The sequence below is a fragment of the Streptomyces sp. NPDC050619 genome, assembly GCF_040654815.1.
Taxonomy (GTDB): domain Bacteria; phylum Actinomycetota; class Actinomycetes; order Streptomycetales; family Streptomycetaceae; genus Streptomyces.
The window spans coordinates 15,496-35,818 of sequence record NZ_JBFAIR010000026.1 but is presented as its reverse complement, the minus strand read 5'-3'; the positions used below and the strand labels follow the sequence as shown (position 1 = coordinate 35,818).

At 71.4% G+C, this 20,323-nt stretch carries 14 protein-coding genes; 5 read left to right on the top strand and 9 right to left on the bottom strand.

Features of this window, described 5'->3' with window-relative positions; all coding sequences use genetic code 11:
• Positions 1 to 155: 155 nt before the first annotated feature.
• The 4 genes from AB0I77_RS34630 to AB0I77_RS34615 form a co-directional block, all read right to left on the bottom strand.
• On the bottom strand, positions 156 to 1,889 hold the full coding sequence (locus tag AB0I77_RS34630) for an LCP family protein (protein ID WP_363286733.1): 1,734 nt from the start codon (positions 1,887 to 1,889) through the stop codon (positions 156 to 158).
• Positions 1,890 to 1,978: 89 nt separating this feature from the next.
• Positions 1,979 to 3,724, bottom strand: coding sequence for an LCP family protein (locus AB0I77_RS34625; RefSeq protein WP_363286732.1), 1,746 nt, complete (start codon positions 3,722 to 3,724; stop codon positions 1,979 to 1,981).
• A 231-nt stretch (positions 3,725 to 3,955) separates the two neighbouring features.
• A complete protein-coding gene (locus tag AB0I77_RS34620) occupies positions 3,956 to 5,275 on the bottom strand; it encodes an LCP family protein (RefSeq protein ID WP_363286731.1) in 1,320 nt (439 codons plus the stop codon).
• A gap of 395 nt (positions 5,276 to 5,670) precedes the next feature.
• A complete protein-coding gene (locus AB0I77_RS34615; RefSeq protein WP_363286730.1) occupies positions 5,671 to 6,426 on the bottom strand; it encodes a TIGR03089 family protein in 756 nt (251 codons plus the stop codon).
• Between the two features lie 140 nt (positions 6,427 to 6,566).
• On the opposite strand from AB0I77_RS34615, the gene AB0I77_RS34610 reads away from it, so the two are divergent.
• On the top strand, positions 6,567 to 8,102 hold the full coding sequence (locus AB0I77_RS34610; RefSeq protein ID WP_363286729.1) for a peptidoglycan recognition protein: 1,536 nt from the start codon (positions 6,567 to 6,569) through the stop codon (positions 8,100 to 8,102).
• Between the two features lie 118 nt (positions 8,103 to 8,220).
• Entirely contained in the window at positions 8,221 to 9,303 is a 1,083-nt protein-coding gene (locus tag AB0I77_RS34605) for an NDP-sugar synthase (RefSeq protein WP_363286728.1), read from the top strand.
• A 190-nt stretch (positions 9,304 to 9,493) separates the two neighbouring features.
• On the opposite strand, the gene AB0I77_RS34600 is transcribed toward AB0I77_RS34605, so the two are convergent.
• From AB0I77_RS34600 to AB0I77_RS34585, 4 genes are all read right to left on the bottom strand, one after another.
• Entirely contained in the window at positions 9,494 to 10,498 is a 1,005-nt protein-coding gene (locus AB0I77_RS34600) for a DNA-3-methyladenine glycosylase 2 family protein (protein ID WP_363286727.1), read from the bottom strand.
• An 86-nt stretch (positions 10,499 to 10,584) separates the two neighbouring features.
• Positions 10,585 to 11,913 carry a coenzyme F420-0:L-glutamate ligase gene (locus AB0I77_RS34595; protein ID WP_363286726.1) on the bottom strand — a complete coding sequence of 443 codons (1,329 nt, stop codon included), beginning with the start codon at positions 11,911 to 11,913 and terminating at the stop codon, positions 10,585 to 10,587.
• The gene (gene cofD / locus AB0I77_RS34590; protein WP_363286725.1) at positions 11,910 to 12,869 is read right to left on the bottom strand and encodes a 2-phospho-L-lactate transferase; all 960 of its coding nucleotides are present in this window, start codon (positions 12,867 to 12,869) and stop codon (positions 11,910 to 11,912) included. Before cofD ends, AB0I77_RS34595 begins: the two co-directional genes overlap by 4 nt.
• 34 nt (positions 12,870 to 12,903) lie before the next feature.
• Entirely contained in the window at positions 12,904 to 13,413 is a 510-nt protein-coding gene (locus AB0I77_RS34585) for a cysteine dioxygenase family protein (protein WP_363286724.1), read from the bottom strand.
• Between the two features lie 726 nt (positions 13,414 to 14,139).
• Between AB0I77_RS34585 and AB0I77_RS34580 the strand changes: the two genes are divergently transcribed.
• The 3 genes from AB0I77_RS34580 to AB0I77_RS34570 all read left to right on the top strand — a co-directional run bounded on the left by AB0I77_RS34580 (position 14,140) and on the right by AB0I77_RS34570 (position 19,778).
• Positions 14,140 to 14,403 carry a WhiB family transcriptional regulator gene (locus AB0I77_RS34580; protein WP_003975777.1) on the top strand — a complete coding sequence of 88 codons (264 nt, stop codon included), beginning with the start codon at positions 14,140 to 14,142 and terminating at the stop codon, positions 14,401 to 14,403.
• Between the two features lie 219 nt (positions 14,404 to 14,622).
• Positions 14,623 to 18,291 carry a glycosyltransferase gene (locus AB0I77_RS34575; protein WP_363286723.1) on the top strand — a complete coding sequence of 1,223 codons (3,669 nt, stop codon included), beginning with the start codon at positions 14,623 to 14,625 and terminating at the stop codon, positions 18,289 to 18,291.
• On the top strand, positions 18,288 to 19,778 hold the full coding sequence (locus AB0I77_RS34570) for a DUF5719 family protein (RefSeq protein WP_363286722.1): 1,491 nt from the start codon (positions 18,288 to 18,290) through the stop codon (positions 19,776 to 19,778). Before AB0I77_RS34575 ends, AB0I77_RS34570 begins: the two co-directional genes overlap by 4 nt.
• Positions 19,779 to 19,826: 48 nt before the next feature.
• Here AB0I77_RS34570 and AB0I77_RS34565 read toward each other — a convergent pair whose 3' ends face one another.
• Positions 19,827 to 20,276 carry a metallopeptidase family protein gene (locus AB0I77_RS34565; protein WP_363286839.1) on the bottom strand — a complete coding sequence of 150 codons (450 nt, stop codon included), beginning with the start codon at positions 20,274 to 20,276 and terminating at the stop codon, positions 19,827 to 19,829.
• Between the last annotated feature and the right edge of the window lie 47 nt (positions 20,277 to 20,323).

Here is a 20,323-nt window from a genome sequence, read left to right as displayed (position 1 = left end):
TCACACTATCCGCCCGGTTCGCCGACGAGTGACGGCATGGCAAATTACACGTCCCTACAACCGGCCAATCCACCCCAATTGCTTGGGAATTCATCGCCCGGGTGTGCGAGTTCCCCTTGGCCCTTGAGTACGTACGCCGACGGCGCCGCGTTCGACTACCACTGATAGGGCTTGTACACGTCCATGCACTGCCCGGTGTCCGATCCGTTGATGGCGTCGGAGTTGCCGGGGAGGTCTCCGGCCTTCGGCGCCGACTGCTTCGGATACGTCGTGCCGGAGCGCCAGTCGGCGCCGACGACGACGGTGACACCGGAGACGTCCGTGGACCGCTGCACCGAACTCACCGGAATTCCCAGGGACTTGGCGACGCGCTGGGCGTCGCCCCGCAGATCGGCGCTCGGGTAGCGCACGACGGTCCTGGCCTCGGAGAGCGCTGTCGAGGTGTCCTTGGCCGCCTGGGCGAAGCCCTTGTTCACGAGTGCCTCGGCGATCGCGCCGGCGCGCCCGGAGACCGGGCCGAGGGTGGCGGACTGCGTGGCGTTCTGGACGAGGACGCCGATCTCGTCGTCCGCCGCGGCGGGCTCGGAGGATGCTGTCTGCGCGGATGTGCCGGCTGTCTGCGTGGAGGCGCCGGGCGTCTTCGCGCCCTCTCCGCCCTTTCCGTCCTTGCCGCCCTTGTCGTCGAAGGGCACGTCGTCGCGGACCATCGCCCACATCTTCTCGGCGTTGTCCTCGTCCGGCAGCAGGTGGTTGTCGTCCTCGGGGTCCTGGACGGTCGGCATCGTCGTCATGGTGATGCGGTTCGTGGGCACCGTCTTGAGCTGCATGCCCAGGTCGTACAGCTCCTTGACCGTGCCGATCTCCTCGGAGACCTTCAGGGACTTCGTCGCCGCCTCGGCCAGGTCCATCAGCCGGCCGCCGTCGGTGAAGACGTTCTGGCTCTTCAGCGTGCGGATCATCGAGTTCATGTACATGTGCTGGGCCCGGGCCCGCAGCGGGTCACTGCCCCAGGCGTGCCGGGTGCGCAGCCACTGGAGCGCCTCCTTGCCCTTGACCTTGTCGGTGCCGGCCTTCATCTTCAGGCCGGAGCCGCCGGGCACGCCCGGCAGCGGGCGGTCCCACACGTTCTGGTTCACGCACACCTCGACGCCGCCGATGGCGTCCGCCATGCTCACCACGCCCGAGAAGTCGATCGTCATCCAGTGGTCGATGTAGATCCCGGTGAGGTTCTCCCAGGTGGCCAGCGTGCAGCCCGCTCCGCCGCGGCCCAGCGACGCGTTGATGATGGTGTTGGTCGCCGGGTAGGTGTCACCGGTGTCCGGATCCTTGCACTTGGGGATGTCGACCCGGGTGTCGCGCGGAATGCTCACCACCGCGGCGCTCTTGCGGTCCGCGGACAGGTGGATGAGCATCTGCACGTCGGCCAGCGGCGGGTTGCCGCGGTCGTTCTTGCCGCCGCCCAGCGCCACGTTGGCGTCGGAGCTACGGCTGTCGGAGCCGATCAGCAGGATGTTCATCGGCGTCTGTCCGGCGGCGTTCGCCTCGGTCTTCTTCGCCTTGGAGTCGCCGCTGCTGCGCTCGCCCTTCTGGATGTTGTCGTTCAGGTGCTGGTAGTAGAGGTATCCGGCGCCGGCCGTGCCCAGTATCAGCACCGCGAGAGTGGTCGCGGACCACCTGAGCACCCGGTGCTTGCGCCCCGGCCGCCGCCGCCCGCGCCGCCCGCCGTGCCCGCCCCCTGTGCCGCGTCTACCGGCGTCGTCCCCGCGCCCCGTGCCGCGTCTGCCGGCGCCGTCCCCGCCGTCCCCCTTACGGCCGCCCTCCCAGCCAGGTTCACCAGCGGGCCGGACGCCTGTTCGCGCCCCCTCCCCGTGCACACCGCTGTACGTCATGTCCCCTGGTCTCCCCACCCTCGCGCTCAGCGCCACTCGACGAACGGGCCTGTCGTACGTCCTGTTAGACGCACGACAGGCCCCTCAGGTCACTTCGCGCACTCGACCTTGTCCGCGGTGGACTTCTGCACTCCCTCCGGCGTCGCTCCCGAGGAGGAGTTGAGCTTCACGCCCGCGCCCTTGAAGTCCTTGCCGAGAGTCAGCGTCATCGCCGGCAGACCCTGGTCGTTGGTCACGCTCTCGCCCGGCTTCATCGCGGAGCCGGACAGGCCCAGGATGTCGGCGAGGCGGCGGGCCTGGTCGGCCTGGTCGGGCGCGTACTCCAGCGTGGTCTTGCTCAACTCCGCGTCCGCGTTGCCCGCGTTCTCGGACTTCAGCACGTCCTCGTCGTTCTGGAGCCAGGTGAGGGTCTCCTGCGCGCTGCCGGCCGGGGCGCCGCCGTTGAGGATGCGCACCCGCACCTCGGAGGCGGCGGCCTTGGTGCCCTTGAGGCGGGCGGCCACGGCGGCCGCCTCTTTCTTCTTCTTCGCCTTGACCGCGGTGAACGAGATGTCGTTCTTGATCATGTCGAAGACCTGGGGAGCCGTCGTCTCGTTGACGACCACCGTCACCTTCACCTTCTCCGCCGGGTTGTCGATCACCGGCACGGTGGTGAAGGTCAGGTTCTTGACGTTGAGCTTGCCCAGCTCCAGGCCGAGGTCCTTCAGCTTGGTGATGCTGTCGAGCTGGGAGTCGACGGTCAGCGCCTTCGTGCCCGCCTCGGCCAGCTTGATCATCTTGGTCGGGCTGCTGAGCGTGTCGTTCGACTTCAGCTTGCGCATCAGCGCGCTGAGAAAGTTCTGCTGCAACGTGATCCGGCTCAGGTCGCCGCCGAACCCGACGGCGTGCCGGGTGCGCACGAAGGCGAGCGCGGTCTCGCCCTGGATGTGCTGCATGCCCTTCTTCAGGTTCAGGTGCGAGTCCGGGTCGTCGATGTCCTTGCCGAGACACACGTCGACCCCGCCGACCGCCGTGGTCAGCGTCTTGACCGCGTTGAAGTCGGCCACCATGAAGTTGTCCGGCTTGATCCCGGTCAGCTCGGTCACGGTCCGCGCGGTGCAGCTGGGCGTACGTTCGTCCTGGCCGAGGCTCGTGTTGAAACGGACCTGGTCGGTGCCCTGGATGTTCTTCTCGGTGCCGTCGGGCAGCGTGGTCGGGCAGTTCGGGACGTCGACGATCAGGTCGCGCGGGATGCTGAGCGCGGTCGCGTTCGTCCGGTCCTTGGAGACGTGCAGCAGGATCGTGGTGTCCGCGTGGCCGACGCTGCCCGCGTCGCCGTAGTTCTCGTTGCCCGCGCCCGTGCGCTTGTCGGTGCCGATCAACAGGATGTTGATCGCCTTGTCCTTCTGGAAACCGCCGGTGCTCGCCCCGTCGTCGGCGACGGCGGTGATGTTGGAGTTGAGGTGCTCGATGTAGAAGTAGGCGGCGCCCGCCGCGGCCACCAGCACGAAGGCCATCGTGCCGCCGGTCCACAGCAGGATCTTCTTCGCCCTCGACTTCTTCTTCACCGGCCGGCGCCCGCGCCGCCCCGGCGGCGGCTCGGGGGGCGCGCCGCGCCGCCTGCGCGGAGGCGGCACTTCGCGGTCGGGGGCCGCGGGGGATGCCGTACGGCTGGAGACCCTGCCCGCCTGGCCGGGGGCGGAGCCGCGTGGTCTGGGCACGGACGGTTGCGGCCACTGCGGCGACTGCGGTGCGGAAGGGGTCAGTCGCAGTTCGTATTCGCCGGTGTTCGGATTGAGTACCCACTGGTCTGCGGGGTCGATGTCGTCCGCCCGCCCTCGGCCTTGCGCGTCCACGGTTGTCCGATCCTCCGTCGGGGCACGCGGCGCCTTCCCCCCTCGCAAGGCGCCCGGGTCTCGGTCACTCAGTGCACGACCCAAGGACGGACCTCGTGGTCGGGTGCACTGGGTCGCTCACACTAACTGGCTCATATTGCGTCCAACGACGCCGGTGACATATTCCACGTCCCTACAACCGGGCATACCGCCCATTTGCTCGGGCGGCAGTTCGTCACCTTGGTGAATGCTTTACTCACAGGTGTCCTCGGCGGCCGTGTTCCCGCGGAACGTGGGCGCGGGGGAAAGGGTGGCCGACGGTTCCCCAGGCCGCTTTCCGCCCGCCTTCTCGTCGTCGTACGGATCGCCGGATGAGTCCTGGTAGGCGTACTCGCTGTAGTCGTACGATTGCGCGGGCGAATCATCGCCGATGCCCATGGGCGAGTTCTCGTCGTTTTTCTGGGCGTCCTCGGCGGAATTGCGGCTTTTCGCCGCCGAATCGCGCCGATCCCCTTCCGGCACCGCCTTCGCCACCTCGATCGGCGCGTCCACGCGCAACCGTTCGAAAAGCCTCTCCGCCTCGGGTTCCACGAGCTGGTCGCGATTGGCGTCGTAGACGTACGACTCCCGGGGCACCGTCAGGAATTGCACACGTTCGGTGGGGATGTCGCGCAGCCCGCGCACGAGTTCGTACAAACCACGCAAGCTCGCCAGCCCCGGGTCGGTCGTCAGCGACGAAGTGGCCGCGTCCAGCACCGGGTAGAGCTTCACCGGATTCAGCAGAACGTCGTTGTCGCGAACCTTGTTGGCGAGCGCCCCGAGAAAACGCTGCTGCCGGTCCATCCGGTCGGTGTCGCTGCCGTCGCCGAGGGACTTCCGGGCGCGTACGAACCCGAGGGCCTGCTCACCGTTGAGCGTCACCCGGCCCGCCGGGAGCCTCAGCTTGGCGGCCTTGTCGTGGATCGGCTTCTTCAGGCACACCTCGACGCCGTCGACCGCGTCGACCATGTCCTTGAACCCGTGGAAGTCGACGACCACGTGGTGGTCGACCCGGATGTTCGTGAGCTTCTCGACGGTCCGGATCGTGCAGGCCGAACCGCCCACCTGGAAGGCGTGGCTGAACATCGCGAACATGGGCTCGGAGCGCGTGCCGTCCGGCCGCCGGCAACCCGGCACGTCCACCATCAGATCGCGGGGCAGGGACATGGCGGTGGCGCTGCGCCGCCCAGCCGCCAGGTGCAACAGGATCGTGGTGTCCGACCGCTCGGTCCCGGAGTCCCGCCCGTACCGCCGGTTCCCGTCCCCGGACCGTGAGTCCGACCCGATCAGCAGGATGTTCCGCGCGCCCCGGACGAGCGTGGTGGGCCGATCCTTCTCGTACCGCGCGAGCTCGGCCGCGGCCGCCTCGTCCGACGTGATGTTGCCGTCCAGCTTCGCGTAGAGCGCCCACCCGACCCCGGCCGCCACGACGACCACCACGGCGACCACGAGCCCCGTCCACCGCACCCACCGCCGCCGACGCCGCCGCGCCAGCCCACGGCCACTAGCGGACGCGCCTGCGGTGTCGGTCACGACTGGATCCACCCCTCATGACGTACGAGCGTGTGGTGCGGGCTGCTCTTACGACGATGGCGTGGATGGGGGCCGGGGGGCGGGTGGAGCTGGGCCGAACGGGTGTCACTTCTCGTCCGAGGGGTCGGGGCGGTGGGCGGGCGGCATAGCTCCGACGGGTGTCACTTCTTGCCTGACCGGTCCGGGGCGGTGGGTGGGCGGCATGGGCCCCACGGGTGTCACTTCTTGCCCAACCGAGTCGGGGTGGTGGGTAGGCGGCATAGATCCCACGGGTGTCACTTCTCGCCCAACCGAGTCGGGCGGTGGGTGGGCATAGGTCCGGGGGTCTGGGGGCGGAGCCCCCAGGGCCGGTCACCGAGACGCAGGGTGCGCAAAAAGCAGGCGGTCACCCACCTCTACCTAGCGGTAACAGAAACCCGCTCGCTCTCAATCCGCTTGGCCAACGCCTCTTCCCCCAACTGCCCCAGATTCCGGCAAAGCACCACAGACCCCCCCGTAGCCAGCGGAGCGTACAACCCGGCGTTCAGCCCGTCCCACGTCTCGTACGACAGCCCAGACAAAATCCGCGACCCCGGCCCGATAAGCCCCAGCTCCGACGCCTCGGCCCGGGCCCGCTCAACCACCTCGGCCCCGCTGAACTCCCGCCCGGCCACGATCAGCGCGGGCTCCTCGGGATCCACCGGCGCGAACGGCACGAATCGGTCCCCCTGACTCGGCACCTCGACGGCGTAATCGGCGAAGCCCTCCGGCGTTTGCGGGAACCTCCCGCCCAGCGGCCGCAGCGCGAGGGCGACTCGCTCACCGTTGCACGCCCGCGCTGCGGACAGCGTGTCCGGCCCGCTCACCACGACGTCGGCCGCGGCCGGATCCCCGTCGACGTCCGCGATCGCGCCCACCGAGGCACACGCCAGCAGCCACACCGCCGTCTGCCAGTGCGCGGGCAGCAGCAGCGCGACCCGGTCGCCGGGTGCGGCGGCGAGCTCGCCCTGGAGGAGGTTCGAGGTCTTGGCCACCCAATTGGCGAAGGTGGCCACGGACAATTCGACCCGTTCGCCCGTGGCGTCGTCGTAGAAGGTGATCAGCGGGCGCCCGGGATCCGCGGCGAGCGCGGAACGCAGCAGGTCGGCAGGGGTGCGGTCGGTGGCGTTCACCCGCAAAAGCGTACGCGTGCGTGCGGACGCGCATCGAGTGGTGGGGCCGCCGGATCGCCACCGGTTCGGCGGAACGCCGGCCGATGGTCCGTCAATTCCCCGATGGACAGATATGTATGACTATGTCCAAGATCAGGAGCATGCGTGGATTCCTTGCTTCCTCGATCGGTGTCACTTGTGCGGCCGCCCTGGCCCTTCCGCTGACCCCGCCCGCCGCCGCGGTGAGCGCGCCGGCCGAGACGACCGCGAGAACGGCGCCGACCGCGGAAGCGCCCGGCCACACCCAATCGCTGCCCCTCGCGCCCCTCACCCGCGACCGCACCCTCGGCCCCGCGGCCGAACAGGGGCTGCCGCGCCGGGACGTACGGCACTTCTCACTCGTCGGCGTCGTCTGGGAGGACCCGGACGCCGAACTGCACGGCCGGGTCCAGGTCCGTACCCGCGCGGCCGGCACGGACAACTGGTCCGGCTGGCAGGACGTCGAGACGCACAACGCCGACCACGCGGCCGACCCCGACACGGCCGAACGCACCTCCGGCCGGGCGCGCGGCGCCACGGCACCGCTGTGGGTGGGCGACTCGGACGGCGTGGAGGTCAGGGTCCGGGCGGAGACCGAAGGCGGGTCGGCGGAGACAACTCGGAGCACGGGCACGGGCACGGGGGCGGAAGCGGCGACGGAAGTGTCCCCGCTGCCGTCCGGGATGCGCCTCGAACTGGTGGACCCGGGGGAGGAGTCGGCGGGGGCGGTTCGGGAGGCGCCGGCCGAGCCTGGCGCGGCCCAGGCGGTATCCAGCGTCACGCATGCGCGGTGGATGCCGGCCCCGGCCCCCGGCGTCCACCGCGACATCGCCCCGACCGCCGAACCGGCCGAGGCCCTGGCCGCCGCTCAGACCTCCGCTCAGGCATCCGCCCAGACGGCCGCTCAGGCATCCGCCGAGGCCTCCGCCGTCAACGCCGCCCTGGCCCCCTTCGGCGCCAGCGAGATCCCGGCGCTCGGCCGGAACCAGACCGAGCAGGAGCTGTTCGCCCTGCGCGCCGGCGAGTTGACGCAGCCGCAGCGGGCGAAGCCGTACATCGGCCCGCGCCCGCGTATCGTCATGCGCCGCGGCTGGGGCGCGAACGAGAAGCTGCGGGAGAAGAAGTTCGTCTACACCAAGAAGGTCAAGGCGGCCTTCGTCCACCACACGGCATCCGGCAACGGATACCGCTGCGCGCAGGCTCCCTCCGTCATTCGCGGTATCTACCGCTACCACGTCAAGAGCATGGGCTGGCGCGACATCGGCTACAACTTCCTCGTCGACAAGTGCGGAAACATCTACGAGGGCCGTGCCGGTGGCGTGGCGAAGCCGGTCCTGGGCGCACACACGCTCGGTTTCAACACGAACAGCATGGGGATCGCCGTCCTCGGCAGCTTCGGCGCCACCAAGCCGTCCGGCGCCGCGGTGAAGGCCGTCGCCCGGCTCACCGCGTGGAAGCTCGGCCTGCACGGCGCCAATCCGAGCGGAAAGACATACCTGAAGTCCGGCGGTGGAAATCTCTACCGAAAGGGAAAGAACGTACGACTGAATGTGATCTCCGGCCACCGGGACGGGTTCCTCACGGCATGCCCCGGATGGCAGCTCTACCGCAAGCTCGGCACGACCCGTACGACGGCGGCCCGTTACCAGGGGCGCTAGGGACAACTCGGGAACCATCCGTCCCTCACCGGAGTCTGTCCGTTTGTCACAACGGTCTGCATACACTGGCCGGCCGAAAGACAGTTCGGCCGGTCCCGGCAGGAAGCAGAGACGACAGGTGACAGAAGCGATCCTCCTGGTCGGCGGCAAGGGCACCCGGCTGCGCCCGCTCACCGTGCACACCCCGAAGCCCATGGTCCGCGCGGCCGGGGTCCCCTTCCTCACGCACCAGTTGGCGAGAGCGAGAGCGGCGGGCGTGGACCACATCGTCCTAGCGACCAGCTATCTGGCGGAGGTCTTCGAGCCGTACTTCGGCGACGGCTCCTCCCTGGGCCTCCACATCGAGTACGTGACCGAGGAGGAACCGCTCGGCACGGGCGGCGCGATCCGCAATGTCGTGTCCCGGCTGCACTCGGGCCCCGACGACCCGATCCTGGTCTTCAACGGCGACATCCTCACCGGCCTCGACATCAGGGCCCTGGTCGACACCCATGAGACGACCGGCGCGGACGTCTCCCTCCACCTCACCAAGGTCACCGACCCGCGCGCCTATGGCCTGGTCCCCACGGACGAGACGGGCAGGGTCCTGGCCTTCCTGGAGAAGCCGCAGACCCCCGAGGAGATCGTCACCGACCAGATCAACGCGGGCGCCTACGTCTTCCGGCGCTCGCTCATCGACACGATCCCGACGGGCCGCCCGGTCTCGGTGGAGCGGGAGACCTTCCCGGACCTGCTGTCGGCAGGCGCCCATCTTCAGGGCATGGTGGACTCCACGTACTGGCTGGACCTCGGCACCCCGGCCGCCTTCGTCCGCGGCTCGGCCGACCTGGTCCTGGGCCGGGCCCCGTCCCCCGCGGTCCCCGGCCGCTGCGGCGACCGCCTCATCCTCCCCACGGCCACGGTCGCCCCCGACGCGAAACTGACGGGCGGCACGGTGGTGGGAGAGGGCGCCCTCGTCGCGGAGGGCGCGCGGGTCTTCGGCTCGACCATCCTCCCCGGCGCCGTCATCGAACCCGGCGCCGTCATCACCGACTCCCTCATCGGCACCCGCGCCCGCGTCGGCGAACGCTCCTTCCTCACCGGCACGGTCATCGGCGACGGCGCGATCATCGGCGCCGACAACGAACTGCGCGACGGTATGCGGGTGTGGTGCGACGCGAGGATCCCGGCGGGGGCGGTGCGGTTCTCTTCGGACCAGTAGCGATCGTCCGACCGAGACGGGTGGTGGGTGGGCATAGGTCGGGGGCTCTGGTCCTCTGGGGGCTGAGCCCCAGAGCCGGTCACCGAGACGCCGGTCACCGAGACGCCAGTAACCGAGACGCTGGTCACCGAGACGCCAGTAACCGAGACGCCAGTAACCGAGACGCCGGTCACCGAGACGCCGACCGCCGTCACAACCGCCCGATGTCCCCCCGAGGCATGCGCGGCGCCCGCCGAGCCGGCCCCTTCCCGCTCAGCAAGATCAACCGAGCCGCCCGATGCCGCTGCCCCGCATACGGCTCCAGCAGTTCCAACATCACCGCGTCATCCGCGAACCGATCCCCGGCGAGCGCCCACCCCACGATCCCCGGCAGATGCAGATCCCCCACGGTCACCGCATCCGCCGCCCCATGGCTGCGCTGCACCACCTCCGCGGACGTCCACGGCCCGATCCCCGGCACGACCTCCAACCGAGCCTGTGCGGCCGCCGGAGACATCCCCACTGCCTGCTCCAGCCGCCCCGCCACCCGTACAGCCCGCAGAATCGTCGACGCCCGCTTGTTGTCGACCCCCGCCCGATGCCACTCCCACGACGGAATCAGCGCCCACGTCCGAGGCGCCGGCATCACCCACAGCCGCCCGCCCGCCGCGGGCCCCGGCGCCGGCTCCCCGAACTTCCGTACCAGCGACCGCCACGCCCGATACGCCTCATCGGTCGTGACCTTCTGCTCGAGAACCGACGGAATCAGCGACTCCAGCACCAGCCCGGTCCGCGTCAGCCGGAGCCCCGGCCGCCGATGCCGCGCCATCGCCACCACTCGGTGCCGGGGCGCGAAAACGGACGGATCGTCGGCGGCCCCGAGCAGCTCGGGCAACTTCTCCAGCAGCCACTCCGCCCCCGGGCCCCAAGCCTCTCCGCGCACTTCACCGCCGTACGCCACAACCCGCAGCGTTCCCGGCCCGGTAGGGGTGAGAGTGGCCCGCCACACCGACCCGTCCGGCATCGCCCGGAACGTCGGATCCGCCGGCCCCCGTCTGAGCGGCCCGAGCACCAGCCCCAGATCCAGCGGCCCGTCCGGCACCCACGTCCGCACGCGCCCCGCGGCCACCGGTGCCCCCCGGCGCGCGGCGGGCACGACGACCCCGCCACCGCGCACAGTCGTACGCGTGGGCCGAGGAGCGAACCGTCCAGCCACGAATGAGATCCCGGAGAAGTCGGAGGCGTCGGATGTCCTAAGAGACTAGGCGGTCGTACGACGAACAGGTGGCCGTACGCCCCGGCTCACCGCACCTCGATGAACGCCCCCGCATCCCGCTCCGCCCGGGGCCGAGGCTCCTCGGCCGGATGCCCCACCGCCACGGCCCCCATCGGATCCCAGTCCTCCGGCAGGCCCAGCACCTCCCGAACGGCATCCCGGCAGAACATCGTCGACGACACCCACGCCGATCCCAGCCGCTCCCCGGCCAGCGCGACCAGGAAGTTCTGCACACCGGCGCCCGCGGCGACCACGAACATCTCCCGCTCGGCCCCGTCCCGCCGCGGGTCGCCGTAGGTGTGCGACCCGTCCATCACCAGGCAGGGCACCACCAAGTACGGCGCATTGCGCAGCACATCGCCCCGCCGCACCCGCTTGGCCATCGACTCCTCGCTCTTCCCGTCCCGCCGCAGATCGGCGATCCAGGCCTCGCGCATGGCGTCCAGCAGCTCGGTCCGCGCGGCCTGCGACTCCAGCAGCACGAACCGCCACGGCGTCGTGTGGTGCGGCGCCGGCGCAGTGACAGCCGCCGCGACCGCCCGCCGTACGGCACCCGGGTCGACGGGCTCGTCGGTGAAGGCCCGCACCGTGCGCCGCTGGGTGACCGCTTCCCGAACCGCCTCCGACGTCCCCAGCCGGAACATGTCGTCGCGCGCGCCGCGCACCATGGCCCGCGCCCCCTCCCCGTGGTCCTCGGCCACCACGTGCGGCAGCCCGCGCACCACGGCGACGGGCAGCCCGGCGGCCTTGCCCTTGACCAGATCACCGGCGGCGGCCAGCTCGTCCGCCGTCGCCACGACCGTCGCGCTGAGCGGATTGCCGTACGCGTCCGTGCCCCCGCGCAGATCGTCCAGCACGCGCACGCCGGCGGCGCCGATCGCGATGTCCGTGAGCCCCGTGCGCCACGGTCGCCCGAAGGTGTCGGTGACCACGATCCCGACATTGACGCCGAGGGCGTCCCGCAGCCCGTCCCGGATCGCCCGCGCGGACGCGTCCGGATCCTCGGGCAGCAACAGCACTGTCCCGGAAGGGGTGTTGGAGGCGTCGACCCCGGCGGCGGCCATGACGAGCCCTTGCCGGTTCTCGACGATCCGCAGCGCACCGCGCCGCGCCACGACCCGTACGGTCTCCGCGTCGATCGCGGCTTCCCGGTCGGCCGCCTCGACGATGCGCCCCTCCGCCTTGGACACGATCTTCGAGGTGACGAGCAGGACGTCCCCGTCGGCCAGTCCGGGTTCGGCGGCGGCGATCAGCTTCGCGAGGTCGTCGCCGTGCGCCACCTCGGGAAGCCCGGGCACCGCCCAGACGCCGTAGCCGTTCGCGGACGCGGCACTCGCTTCGGTTGCCTCGCTCAAGCCGCCCGCACCTCTTCCGCCAGTTCCAACGCCTCCCGCGCCATCCGCGCCGCCGCGTCGAGGTCGGTCATCATCAGCGGTACGGCACGGCAGCGGATCCCGGCCGACTCGACCCGCTCCACCACGCCCGCGTCCACGCTGTCGACGAGCCAGCCGTCCAGCAGCCCCGAGCCGTAGTGCTCGGCGACCGCCGCGGCCGTCGACTCCACGCCGACCGCCGCGAGCACCTTGTCGGCCATCCCGCGCACGGGCGCGTCCCCGACAATGGGGGACAGGCCCACCACCGGCACCCCGGCATCGGCGATCGCCTCGCGGATACCCGGCACGGCGAGGATCGTGCCGATGGAGACGACCGGGTTGGACGGCGGGAACAGCACGACGTCGGCCTCCGCGATCGCCTCCAGGACGCCGGGCGCCGGCTTGGACTGTTCCGCCCCGACCGGCACGACGGCCTCGGCCGGCACCGAGGCCCGCAGCCGTACCCAGTACTCCTGGAAGTGGATCGCCCGGCGCTCGCCGTCCATCTCGACGGCCACATGCGTCTCGACCCGGTCGTCGGTCATCGGGATCAGCCGCACGCCCGGTTTCCACCGATCGCACAGCGCCTCGGTCACCGCGCTCAGCGGGTATCCGGCGCCGATCATCTGCGTCCGCACGATGTGCGTGGCGAAGTCCCGGTCACCGAGTCCGAACCACTCGGGCCCGACGCCGTACGCCGCCAGCTCCGCCTTGACATGGAAGGTCTCGTCGGACCGCCCCCAGCCCTGTTCCTCGTTGATGCCGCCGCCGAGCGTGTACATCACCGTGTCGAGGTCCGGGCAGACCTTCAGCCCGAAGAGGTGGATGTCGTCCCCGGTGTTGCCGATGACGGTGATGTCCGCGTCCGGCGCGGCCTGCTTCAGACCGCGCAGGAACCGGGCACCACCGATGCCGCCTGCCAGAACCACAATGCGCATGGGAGCAAGTCTGGCAGGCGGGTACGACAACGCGTCAGGCGGTTACGACGTCCACCTCGTCCTGTGCTTCCCGGGCTGTGCATGCCGAGTGCATCGGCATCTCCGTCAGCCCCGGGTAGTAGACGTGCAGGCTCACCGCCGGCTCGAGTGCGTCGTTGACCACGTCGTGCACGTAACCCGGTGCGAACACCCGCTGCGAACCGGCGCTCAACGCGCGCGTGCCCCGCTCGGTGCGCTCGGTCAGCGCGCCCTCCAGGACGGTCAGTACTCCGGAGGAGCGGCCGTGGTCGTGCGGTCCGCTGCCCTGGCCGGGCACCCAGGACAGCAGCCACACCTCGTAGCCGGGACCGGTGCGCAGCCGGTGGTACCAGCGCGTGGTCGCGTCGTACTGGACGAGGTGCTCCCACTGGGAGCGGTCGGCGGCGATGGAGCGGGCCAGGCCGGCGAACTCGGCGACGGTGGCCGGGTGCTCGCGCGGTGGCTGGAGAAGGTGCGGGACTTCGAGGATGTCGCCGGCGATCTGGAGGTCGCTGTCGCTGTTCATGGGATGCGGTGGTTCCTCGGCGAAGAGTGTGGGGGAGGGCTGGATGTCACGTACCGTCCGCCCGGATCGCGGGCGGGAGAGATGCCCTGGTGGGGGCTTCAGGGAACAGCAGCCGAGTCGCGGTGGACTCAGGCGCAGCTGGAGCGCGTTGGGCTCAACAGCTGGGACAGCAACAACAGCTGCGGCGAGCGCGGGCAGCACCGAGGGACCCGGCGGAGCGGGTCGAGGTGAGTGCCGAGTTCGCGAGCATGCCCACAAGGACACCGGTTCACACCTGCACTGTCAACTCGAGGTCCGGCAGGTGGGACATCTTTCACCTCATCCGGTCCATCTCTGTGGCGAAAGGTTTGTTCAGGCGGCACTCGGGACACATGGCGCACAACCGGGCGCACACGCCTCGTTGCGATCCCGTGATCCGAATGTGATCCGGTTCGCTTCGTCGCGCGCGCGGAACGAGATCGAACTTCTGGGCGTCCTTCCCCGTACAGGCCCGGATCAGCTGCGCGCGGGACGGCAGGCCCTCTCGGGTCTCATCTGCTTGTCAAGGTTTATGCCGATTTGAACACTTTCCGCTAGGCCTTGGTTCCGCAGAGTGAATAAGGGGCTCAATAGCAGATCTCGGCTTGACTCGCCCGGAGCAGCACACTTGTAATTTCACTCGTGTCGTTCAGCCGAAATCGGTAACGGCCACATCACGGGGACGCGAAAGACAGACGAGGGGCGCACATGACCGAGCTGGTGCAGCAACTGCTGGTCGACGACGCGGACGAGGAACTCGGCTGGCAGGAGCGCGCGCTGTGCGCCCAGACCGACCCCGAGTCCTTCTTCCCCGAGAAGGGCGGCTCCACCCGCGAGGCCAAGAAGGTCTGCCTGGCCTGTGAAGTCCGCTCCGAGTGCCTCGAGTACGCCCTCGCCAACGACGAACGCTTCGGCATCTGGGGCGGCCTGTCCGAGCGCGAGCGGCGCCGGCTGAAGAAGGCCGCGGTCTGACCGGAGGGCGCACACCCTCACGTACGCCCGTAGACGCACAACGAACGCCCGCAGACGCACATACACACGTCACGTACGGCCCGTCGCGAAGGGGTTATCCACAGGCGGCGGGCCGCCGTCATGCCCAGCCGATAGTGTGGGCGCTCGTCCGAGACGCACCGCTGCCCCCTCGGGGCACAGGCGTCCACCGCAGTCCACCGAACCGGGGCCCGTACCTCGATGTCCGTGCACAGCCACACGGCAGCTCACCACGACGCTGCCACTCCCGAGTTTCCGCGTCATGTGGTGACCGCGGTCCTCGTCTCTCACGACGGCGCCCGCTGGCTGCCCGACGCGCTCGCCGGCCTGCTCGGCCAGGAGCGCCCGGTGCAGTTCGCCATGGGCGCCGACACCGGCAGCGCGGACGACTCCGCCCGGCTGGTCACCGACGCCCTCGGCGCCGACCGGGTGCTGCACCTGGCCCGTCGCACCAGTTTCGGCCAGGCCGTCGAGGAGGCGGGCCGCACCGCCCCCGTCCTCACTCCGGAGGAGCTGCCGTACCTGAAGCGGCCCAGCGGCTGGGACCCCGTCACGCGCACATGGCGCGACGACGCCTACGACCTGCCCGACCTCCCGCACGGAGAGCCGGTGCAGTGGCTGTGGCTGCTGCACGACGACTGCGCCCCCGAACCCGACGCCCTGGCCCAGCTGCTGCGCGTCGTGGAGGACGAGCACGAGCTGGGCCGGGACGACATCGCCGTCGTGGGCCCCAAGCTCCGCGGCTGGTACGACCGCCGGCAGCTGCTGGAGATCGGCGTCAGCATCGCCCACTCCGGCCGCCGCTGGACCGGCCTCGACCGCCGCGAACAGGACCAGGGCCAGCACGACCACGTCCGGCCGGTGCTGTCCGTCTCCACCGCCGGCATGCTGATCCGGCGCGACGTCTTCGAGCAGCTCGGCGGCTTCGATCGCCGGCTGCCCCTGATGCGCGACGACGTCGACCTGTGCTGGCGTGCCAACGCGGCCGGCCACCGCGTCCTGATCGCCCCGGAAGCCGTCGTACGACACGCGGAGGCCGCCTCGCGCGAGCGCCGCACCGTCGACTGCGCGGGCCGTACCACCGCCTCCCCGCACAAGGTCGACAAGGCAGGCGCCGCCTACACCCTGCTCGTCAACACGCGCGCGGCCGGGCTGCCCTGGGTGCTGCTGCGCCTCGTCGTCGGCACCCTCCTGCGGACCGTCGCCTACCTCGTCGGCAAGGTCCCCGGACAGGCCGTCGACGAGATCCGCGGCCTGCTGGGCACCCTGCTGCGACCCGAGCGGATCCTCGCCGGGCGCCGCAGGCGCGGCCGTCCGGCCGTCGACAAGGACGAGCTGCGGCCGCTGTTCCCGCCGCCCGGCGCGACCATCCGCGCCACCGTGGAACAGGCCGCGGGCAGCCTCGCCGGCAGCTCCGACCCCGAGGTGACCTCCGGGGCCGGGCGGCACGGCGCCGCGGTCGAGTCCGGGCCCGGCGGCGACGACGCCGACTTCCTGGAGGTCGAGCAGTTCGTCCGCCTCAAGCGCGTCGCCCGCAAGCCCGGCCCGGTGCTCTTCCTGGTGCTGCTGTTCGTCTCGCTGATCGCCTGCCGCAACCTGCTCGGCGGCGGCGCGCTCGCCGGCGGCGCCCTGCTGCCCGCCCCGTCCGACGCCGGCGAGCTGTGGTCGCGCTATCTGGACGCCTGGCACACGGTGGGCACCGGCGGCACCCCGTCCCCGCCGCCGTACCTCGCGATCGTCGCGATGTTCGCCTCCGTGCTGTTCGGCTCGACCGGCCTCGCGGTCACGGTCCTGCTGGTCTGCTCGGTGCCGCTGGCCGGTTTCACCGCGTACTTCGCCTCCCGCCCGCTCGTCGAGTCACGCCTCCTGCGCGCGTGGGCGGCCGTCGTCTACGCCTTCCTGCCCGCCGCGGCGGGCGCCCTCGCCGGCGGCCGCATCGGCACCGCGGTGCTGGCCATCCTGCTGCCGCTCATCGCGCGCGCGGGCGTCGCGGCCAGCGGACTGGCGAACACCTCCGGCACGCGCGGCAGTTGGCGCGCCACCTGGGCGTACGCGCTGCTGCTCACCATCACCACCGCGTTCACCCCGATCATCTGGCCCATCGCGCTGGTCCTCGGCATCGGCCTGCTGGCCGTGCGCCGCGCCGAGATCACCACCTACGGCCTGCGCTTCCTGGCCCAGCTCGGCACGCCCCTGCTCGTCCTCGCGCCCTGGTCGCTGTCGCTGCTGCCGTTCGGCTTCTTCGACCAGGCCGGCATGGAGTACGGCTCCTCGGCCGCCTCCGCCCTCGACCTGCTCGGCGCCAGCCCCGGCGGCCCCGGCACGGTCAGCGGGCTGATGCTCATCGGTGTCGTGCTGGCAGCGCTGGCCGCCCTGCTGCGCTCCGAGCGGCAGTTCTCCATCTGGACGGCCTGGGCCGCCGCCCTCGTGGGCCTCGTCTTCGCGGTCCTGTCCAACGCCTCCACCTGGGCCGGGCCCGCCACCCTCGTCTACGGCCTCGCCCTCCTGGCCGCCGCCACGCTGGGCGCCGACGGGGCACGCGCGCGCGTGGCCGAGCAGAGCTTCGGCTGGCGCCAGCCGGTCGCCGCGCTGATCGCCTTCGCCTCGGCCGCGGGCCCGCTGCTCGTCGCCGCCGGCTGGATGATCGGCGGCGCCGACGGACCGCTGGAGCGGCGCGACCCCGTACAGGTGCCCGCGTTCGTCGCCGAGGAGAGCGGCACCAGCGACCAGGCCCGCACCCTCGTCCTCGACAGCGACTCCGCGGCCCACGTCGGCTACATGCTGGTGCGCGGCTCCGGCGCCCGCCTCGGCGACGCCGAACTCGCCGCGGCCGACGGCGAGAACAGCGGCCTCGACAAGATCGTCGCCAACCTCGTGGCCGGCTCCGGCGCCGACCAGGCCGACGAGCTCGGCAAGTTCGCCGTGAGCTACGTCCTCGTCCACAAGGGCGCACCCCGCGAGGTCACCCGCGTCCTGGACGCCACACCCGGCCTGAGCAGGCTCAGCCAGCAGGACGGCAGCGGGCTGTGGCGGGTCAACCAGGAGGTCGCGCGCGCCACCATCGTCTCCAGGACCGGGGGACCGCAGCCCGTCGCCGCGGGACCCGTGGAGATCCACACCACCGTCCCGGCCGGCTCCGACGGCCGGATCCTGCGCCTGGCCGACACCGCCGCCGAGGGCTGGACGGCCACCCTGGACGGCAAGCCGCTCACCCCCACCACGGTCGACGGCTGGGCCCAGGGCTTCGAACTGCCCACCACCGGCGGCACACTGGACGTCACCTTCGACGCCCCCTTCACGCACACCGTCTGGCTGTGGATCCAGGGCGCCCTGGCCGTCGTCCTCGTCGTGCTGGCCCTGCCCGGCCGCCGCCGCGACGTCGACGACGACCTCCCCGAGGAGCCGTCCGTCCCCGCCCAGCCCGTCGCCGGCGAGGGCCGCCGCGCCCGCCGTCTGCGCGCCCAGGCGGAGGCCGAAGAGACGGGCCAGGCCGGAGACTTCCCGCCTCCTCCTCCGGAGGAGGCCCCCGTCGCCGTCCCCCAGCAGCAGCCCTACGACGAGTGGGACTCCTCGACCTACGCGGGAGCCCAGTACGGCGGCTACGGCGGCGAGCAGTACCAGGGCGGCCGGCAGTACCCGGCGGGCACGTACGACCAGCAGCCGTACCCCGATCCGTACCAGGGCGGCCAGTACGACCCGTACGCGTACGGCGGCCAGTCCTCGACGCCGTACGACCAGGGCTACGGCCAGCAGCCGTACCAGCAGGGCTACGACGAGGGCTACGACGCGCCGTACGACCCGGCGCAGCCACCGCCGCAGCCGCATCCGCACAGCCCCGGCAGTGAGCGCCCCGACGGGAGCCAGCAGTGAACCGCACCACCCTGTCCCTGATCGTCGGCGCCGCCGCGCTCGCCGCCGTCACCGGATTCGCCGTACTCGACACACCGGACACCGCGGGCGCGGACACCGCCAAGGCGGCCGCCGTACTGCCCGTGGAGCGCACCAGCCTGCTGTGCCCGGCGCCCAGCCTCTCCGACCTCGCGGACACGTCCTACACGTCCTTCACGCCCGTCACCAAGGGCACCGGGAGCGACGGCAAGGCCGAACTCAAGACCGCCACCGAGCAGTCGGCGGAAGGCGGGGGCGGTGGGAAGCAGAAGGCGGACAAGCCGGTCCTGGAGTCCAAGGAACCCGGCACCCCGGCCACCGAGGACGCCTCCGGTTCCGACTCGCCCGCGCTCGTCGGCACCGCCGAGGGGAAGTTCGCGCCCGGCTGGACCGTCCAGGAGACCACCGAGGTCGCCGCGGGCACCGGCCGCGGCCTCCAGGGCGTCAACTGCACCGCTCCGGACACGGAGTTCTGGTTCCCGGGCGCCAGCACGGCCGCCGACCGCACGGACTACGTGCACCTGACCAACCCGGACGACTCCGCCGCCGTCGTCGACATCGAGCTCTACGGCAAGGACGGCGCCCTGGAGTCCACGGTGGGGGAGGGCATCACGGTCCAGCCGCACTCCAGCGAGCCGGTCCTGCTGTCCACGCTCACCGACGAGAAGCAGGACAACCTCACCGTCCATGTGAACGTCCGCAGCGGGCGCGTGGGCGCCGCCATACAGGCGCTGGACGACAAGCTCGGCGGAGACTGGCTGGCCGCGTCGAGGGATCCGGCCAGCAGCCTGGTCCTGCCCGGCATCCCGAAGGACGCCACGGCCGTGCGCCTGATCGCCTTCACGCCCGGCGACTCCGACGCCGACCTGAAGGTGCGGCTCGCCTCGCCGTCCGGTTCGATCACCCCCGCCGGGAACGAGACGCTGCACGTGAAGGCGGGCATGACGACCGCGATCGACCTGGGCGACGTCACGCGCGGCGAGGCCGGCTCACTCATCCTGACGCCCACCGACCAGTCCGTGCCGGTGGTCGCGGCCCTTCGGGTCGTACGTGGCAAGGGGAGCGACCAGGAGACGGCGTTCATCCCCGCCACGAGCCCGGTCGGCACGCGCGCGACGTCCGCCGACAACAGCTCCAAGGGCTCCACGCTCTCCCTGGCCGCCCCCGGTCGCGCGGCGAAGGTCAAGGTCACCGCGTCGGCGGGCAGCGGCGGCGGTACGGCCGTGTCCAAGACGTACACGATCAAGGCGGGCACCACCGAGGACATCGAGGCCCCGGTGCCGAGCGGCCTGAAGGGCACCTACGCCCTGACGGTCGAGCCGCAGTCGGGGGGCCCGGTCTACGCGGCCCGCATCCTCGAGGCGACGGAGGACGGCGTCCCGGGCTTCACGATCCAGACCCTCCCGGACGACCGGAGCACGGTGGAGGTACCGCAGGCGGACCAGGACCTGTCGGTACTGCAGAAGTAGGAGGCCGCAGAGGCTGTAGGAGGGGGAAAGCAGGGCGGGGCCGGCGGGTCAGTCCTCGCCGTACCGCGGATCCACCGTCTCCGGAGTCAGCCCGAGCACCTCGGCCACCTGCTCCACGACCACCTCGTGCACCAGCGCCGCCCGCTCGTCCCGCCCTTTGGTGCGGATCTCGACCGGCCGCCGGTAGACGATCACCCGGGCCGGCCGCCCGTCCCGGGAGGGAACCGTGCCGCCCAGGGGCACCGCCTCGTCGTTCCAGGCCTGCTCGGGCCCCGCCAGCCGGGGCACCTCGAGGACGAGGAAATCGATGTCGGCGAGCTGCGGCCAGCGTCGTTCCAGCCGCTCCACGGAGTCCTGCACCAGGTCCGCGAACGCCTCGGCACGGCTCGCGGCAAGCGGTACCTGCGGCGGAGCGATCGGGCCACGCATGCCCCGTCCGTGGCGATCACGACGGCGGGGCCCGGGGTCGGCGGCACGGGGCGGTACGGGGTTGTCCATCACTGGTGAAGCGTAGTCCTCACCGGTGCCGGGTGCCCGACCCCCAC

Excerpts from the sequence above, each read along its gene's own strand:
- AB0I77_RS34630 (WP_363286733.1), bottom strand. The coding sequence starts at position 1,889 with ATGACGTACAGCGGTGTGCACGGGGAGGGGGCGCGAACAGGCGTCCGG.
- AB0I77_RS34610 (WP_363286729.1), top strand. The coding sequence starts at position 6,567 with ATGCGTGGATTCCTTGCTTCCTCGATCGGTGTCACTTGTGCGGCCGCC.
- cofD (WP_363286725.1), bottom strand. The coding sequence starts at position 12,869 with ATGCGCATTGTGGTTCTGGCAGGCGGCATCGGTGGTGCCCGGTTCCTG.
- AB0I77_RS34585 (WP_363286724.1), bottom strand. The coding sequence starts at position 13,413 with ATGAACAGCGACAGCGACCTCCAGATCGCCGGCGACATCCTCGAAGTC.
- AB0I77_RS34580 (WP_003975777.1), top strand. The coding sequence starts at position 14,140 with ATGACCGAGCTGGTGCAGCAACTGCTGGTCGACGACGCGGACGAGGAA.
- AB0I77_RS34575 (WP_363286723.1), top strand. The coding sequence starts at position 14,623 with ATGTCCGTGCACAGCCACACGGCAGCTCACCACGACGCTGCCACTCCC.
- AB0I77_RS34565 (WP_363286839.1), bottom strand. The coding sequence starts at position 20,276 with ATGGACAACCCCGTACCGCCCCGTGCCGCCGACCCCGGGCCCCGCCGT.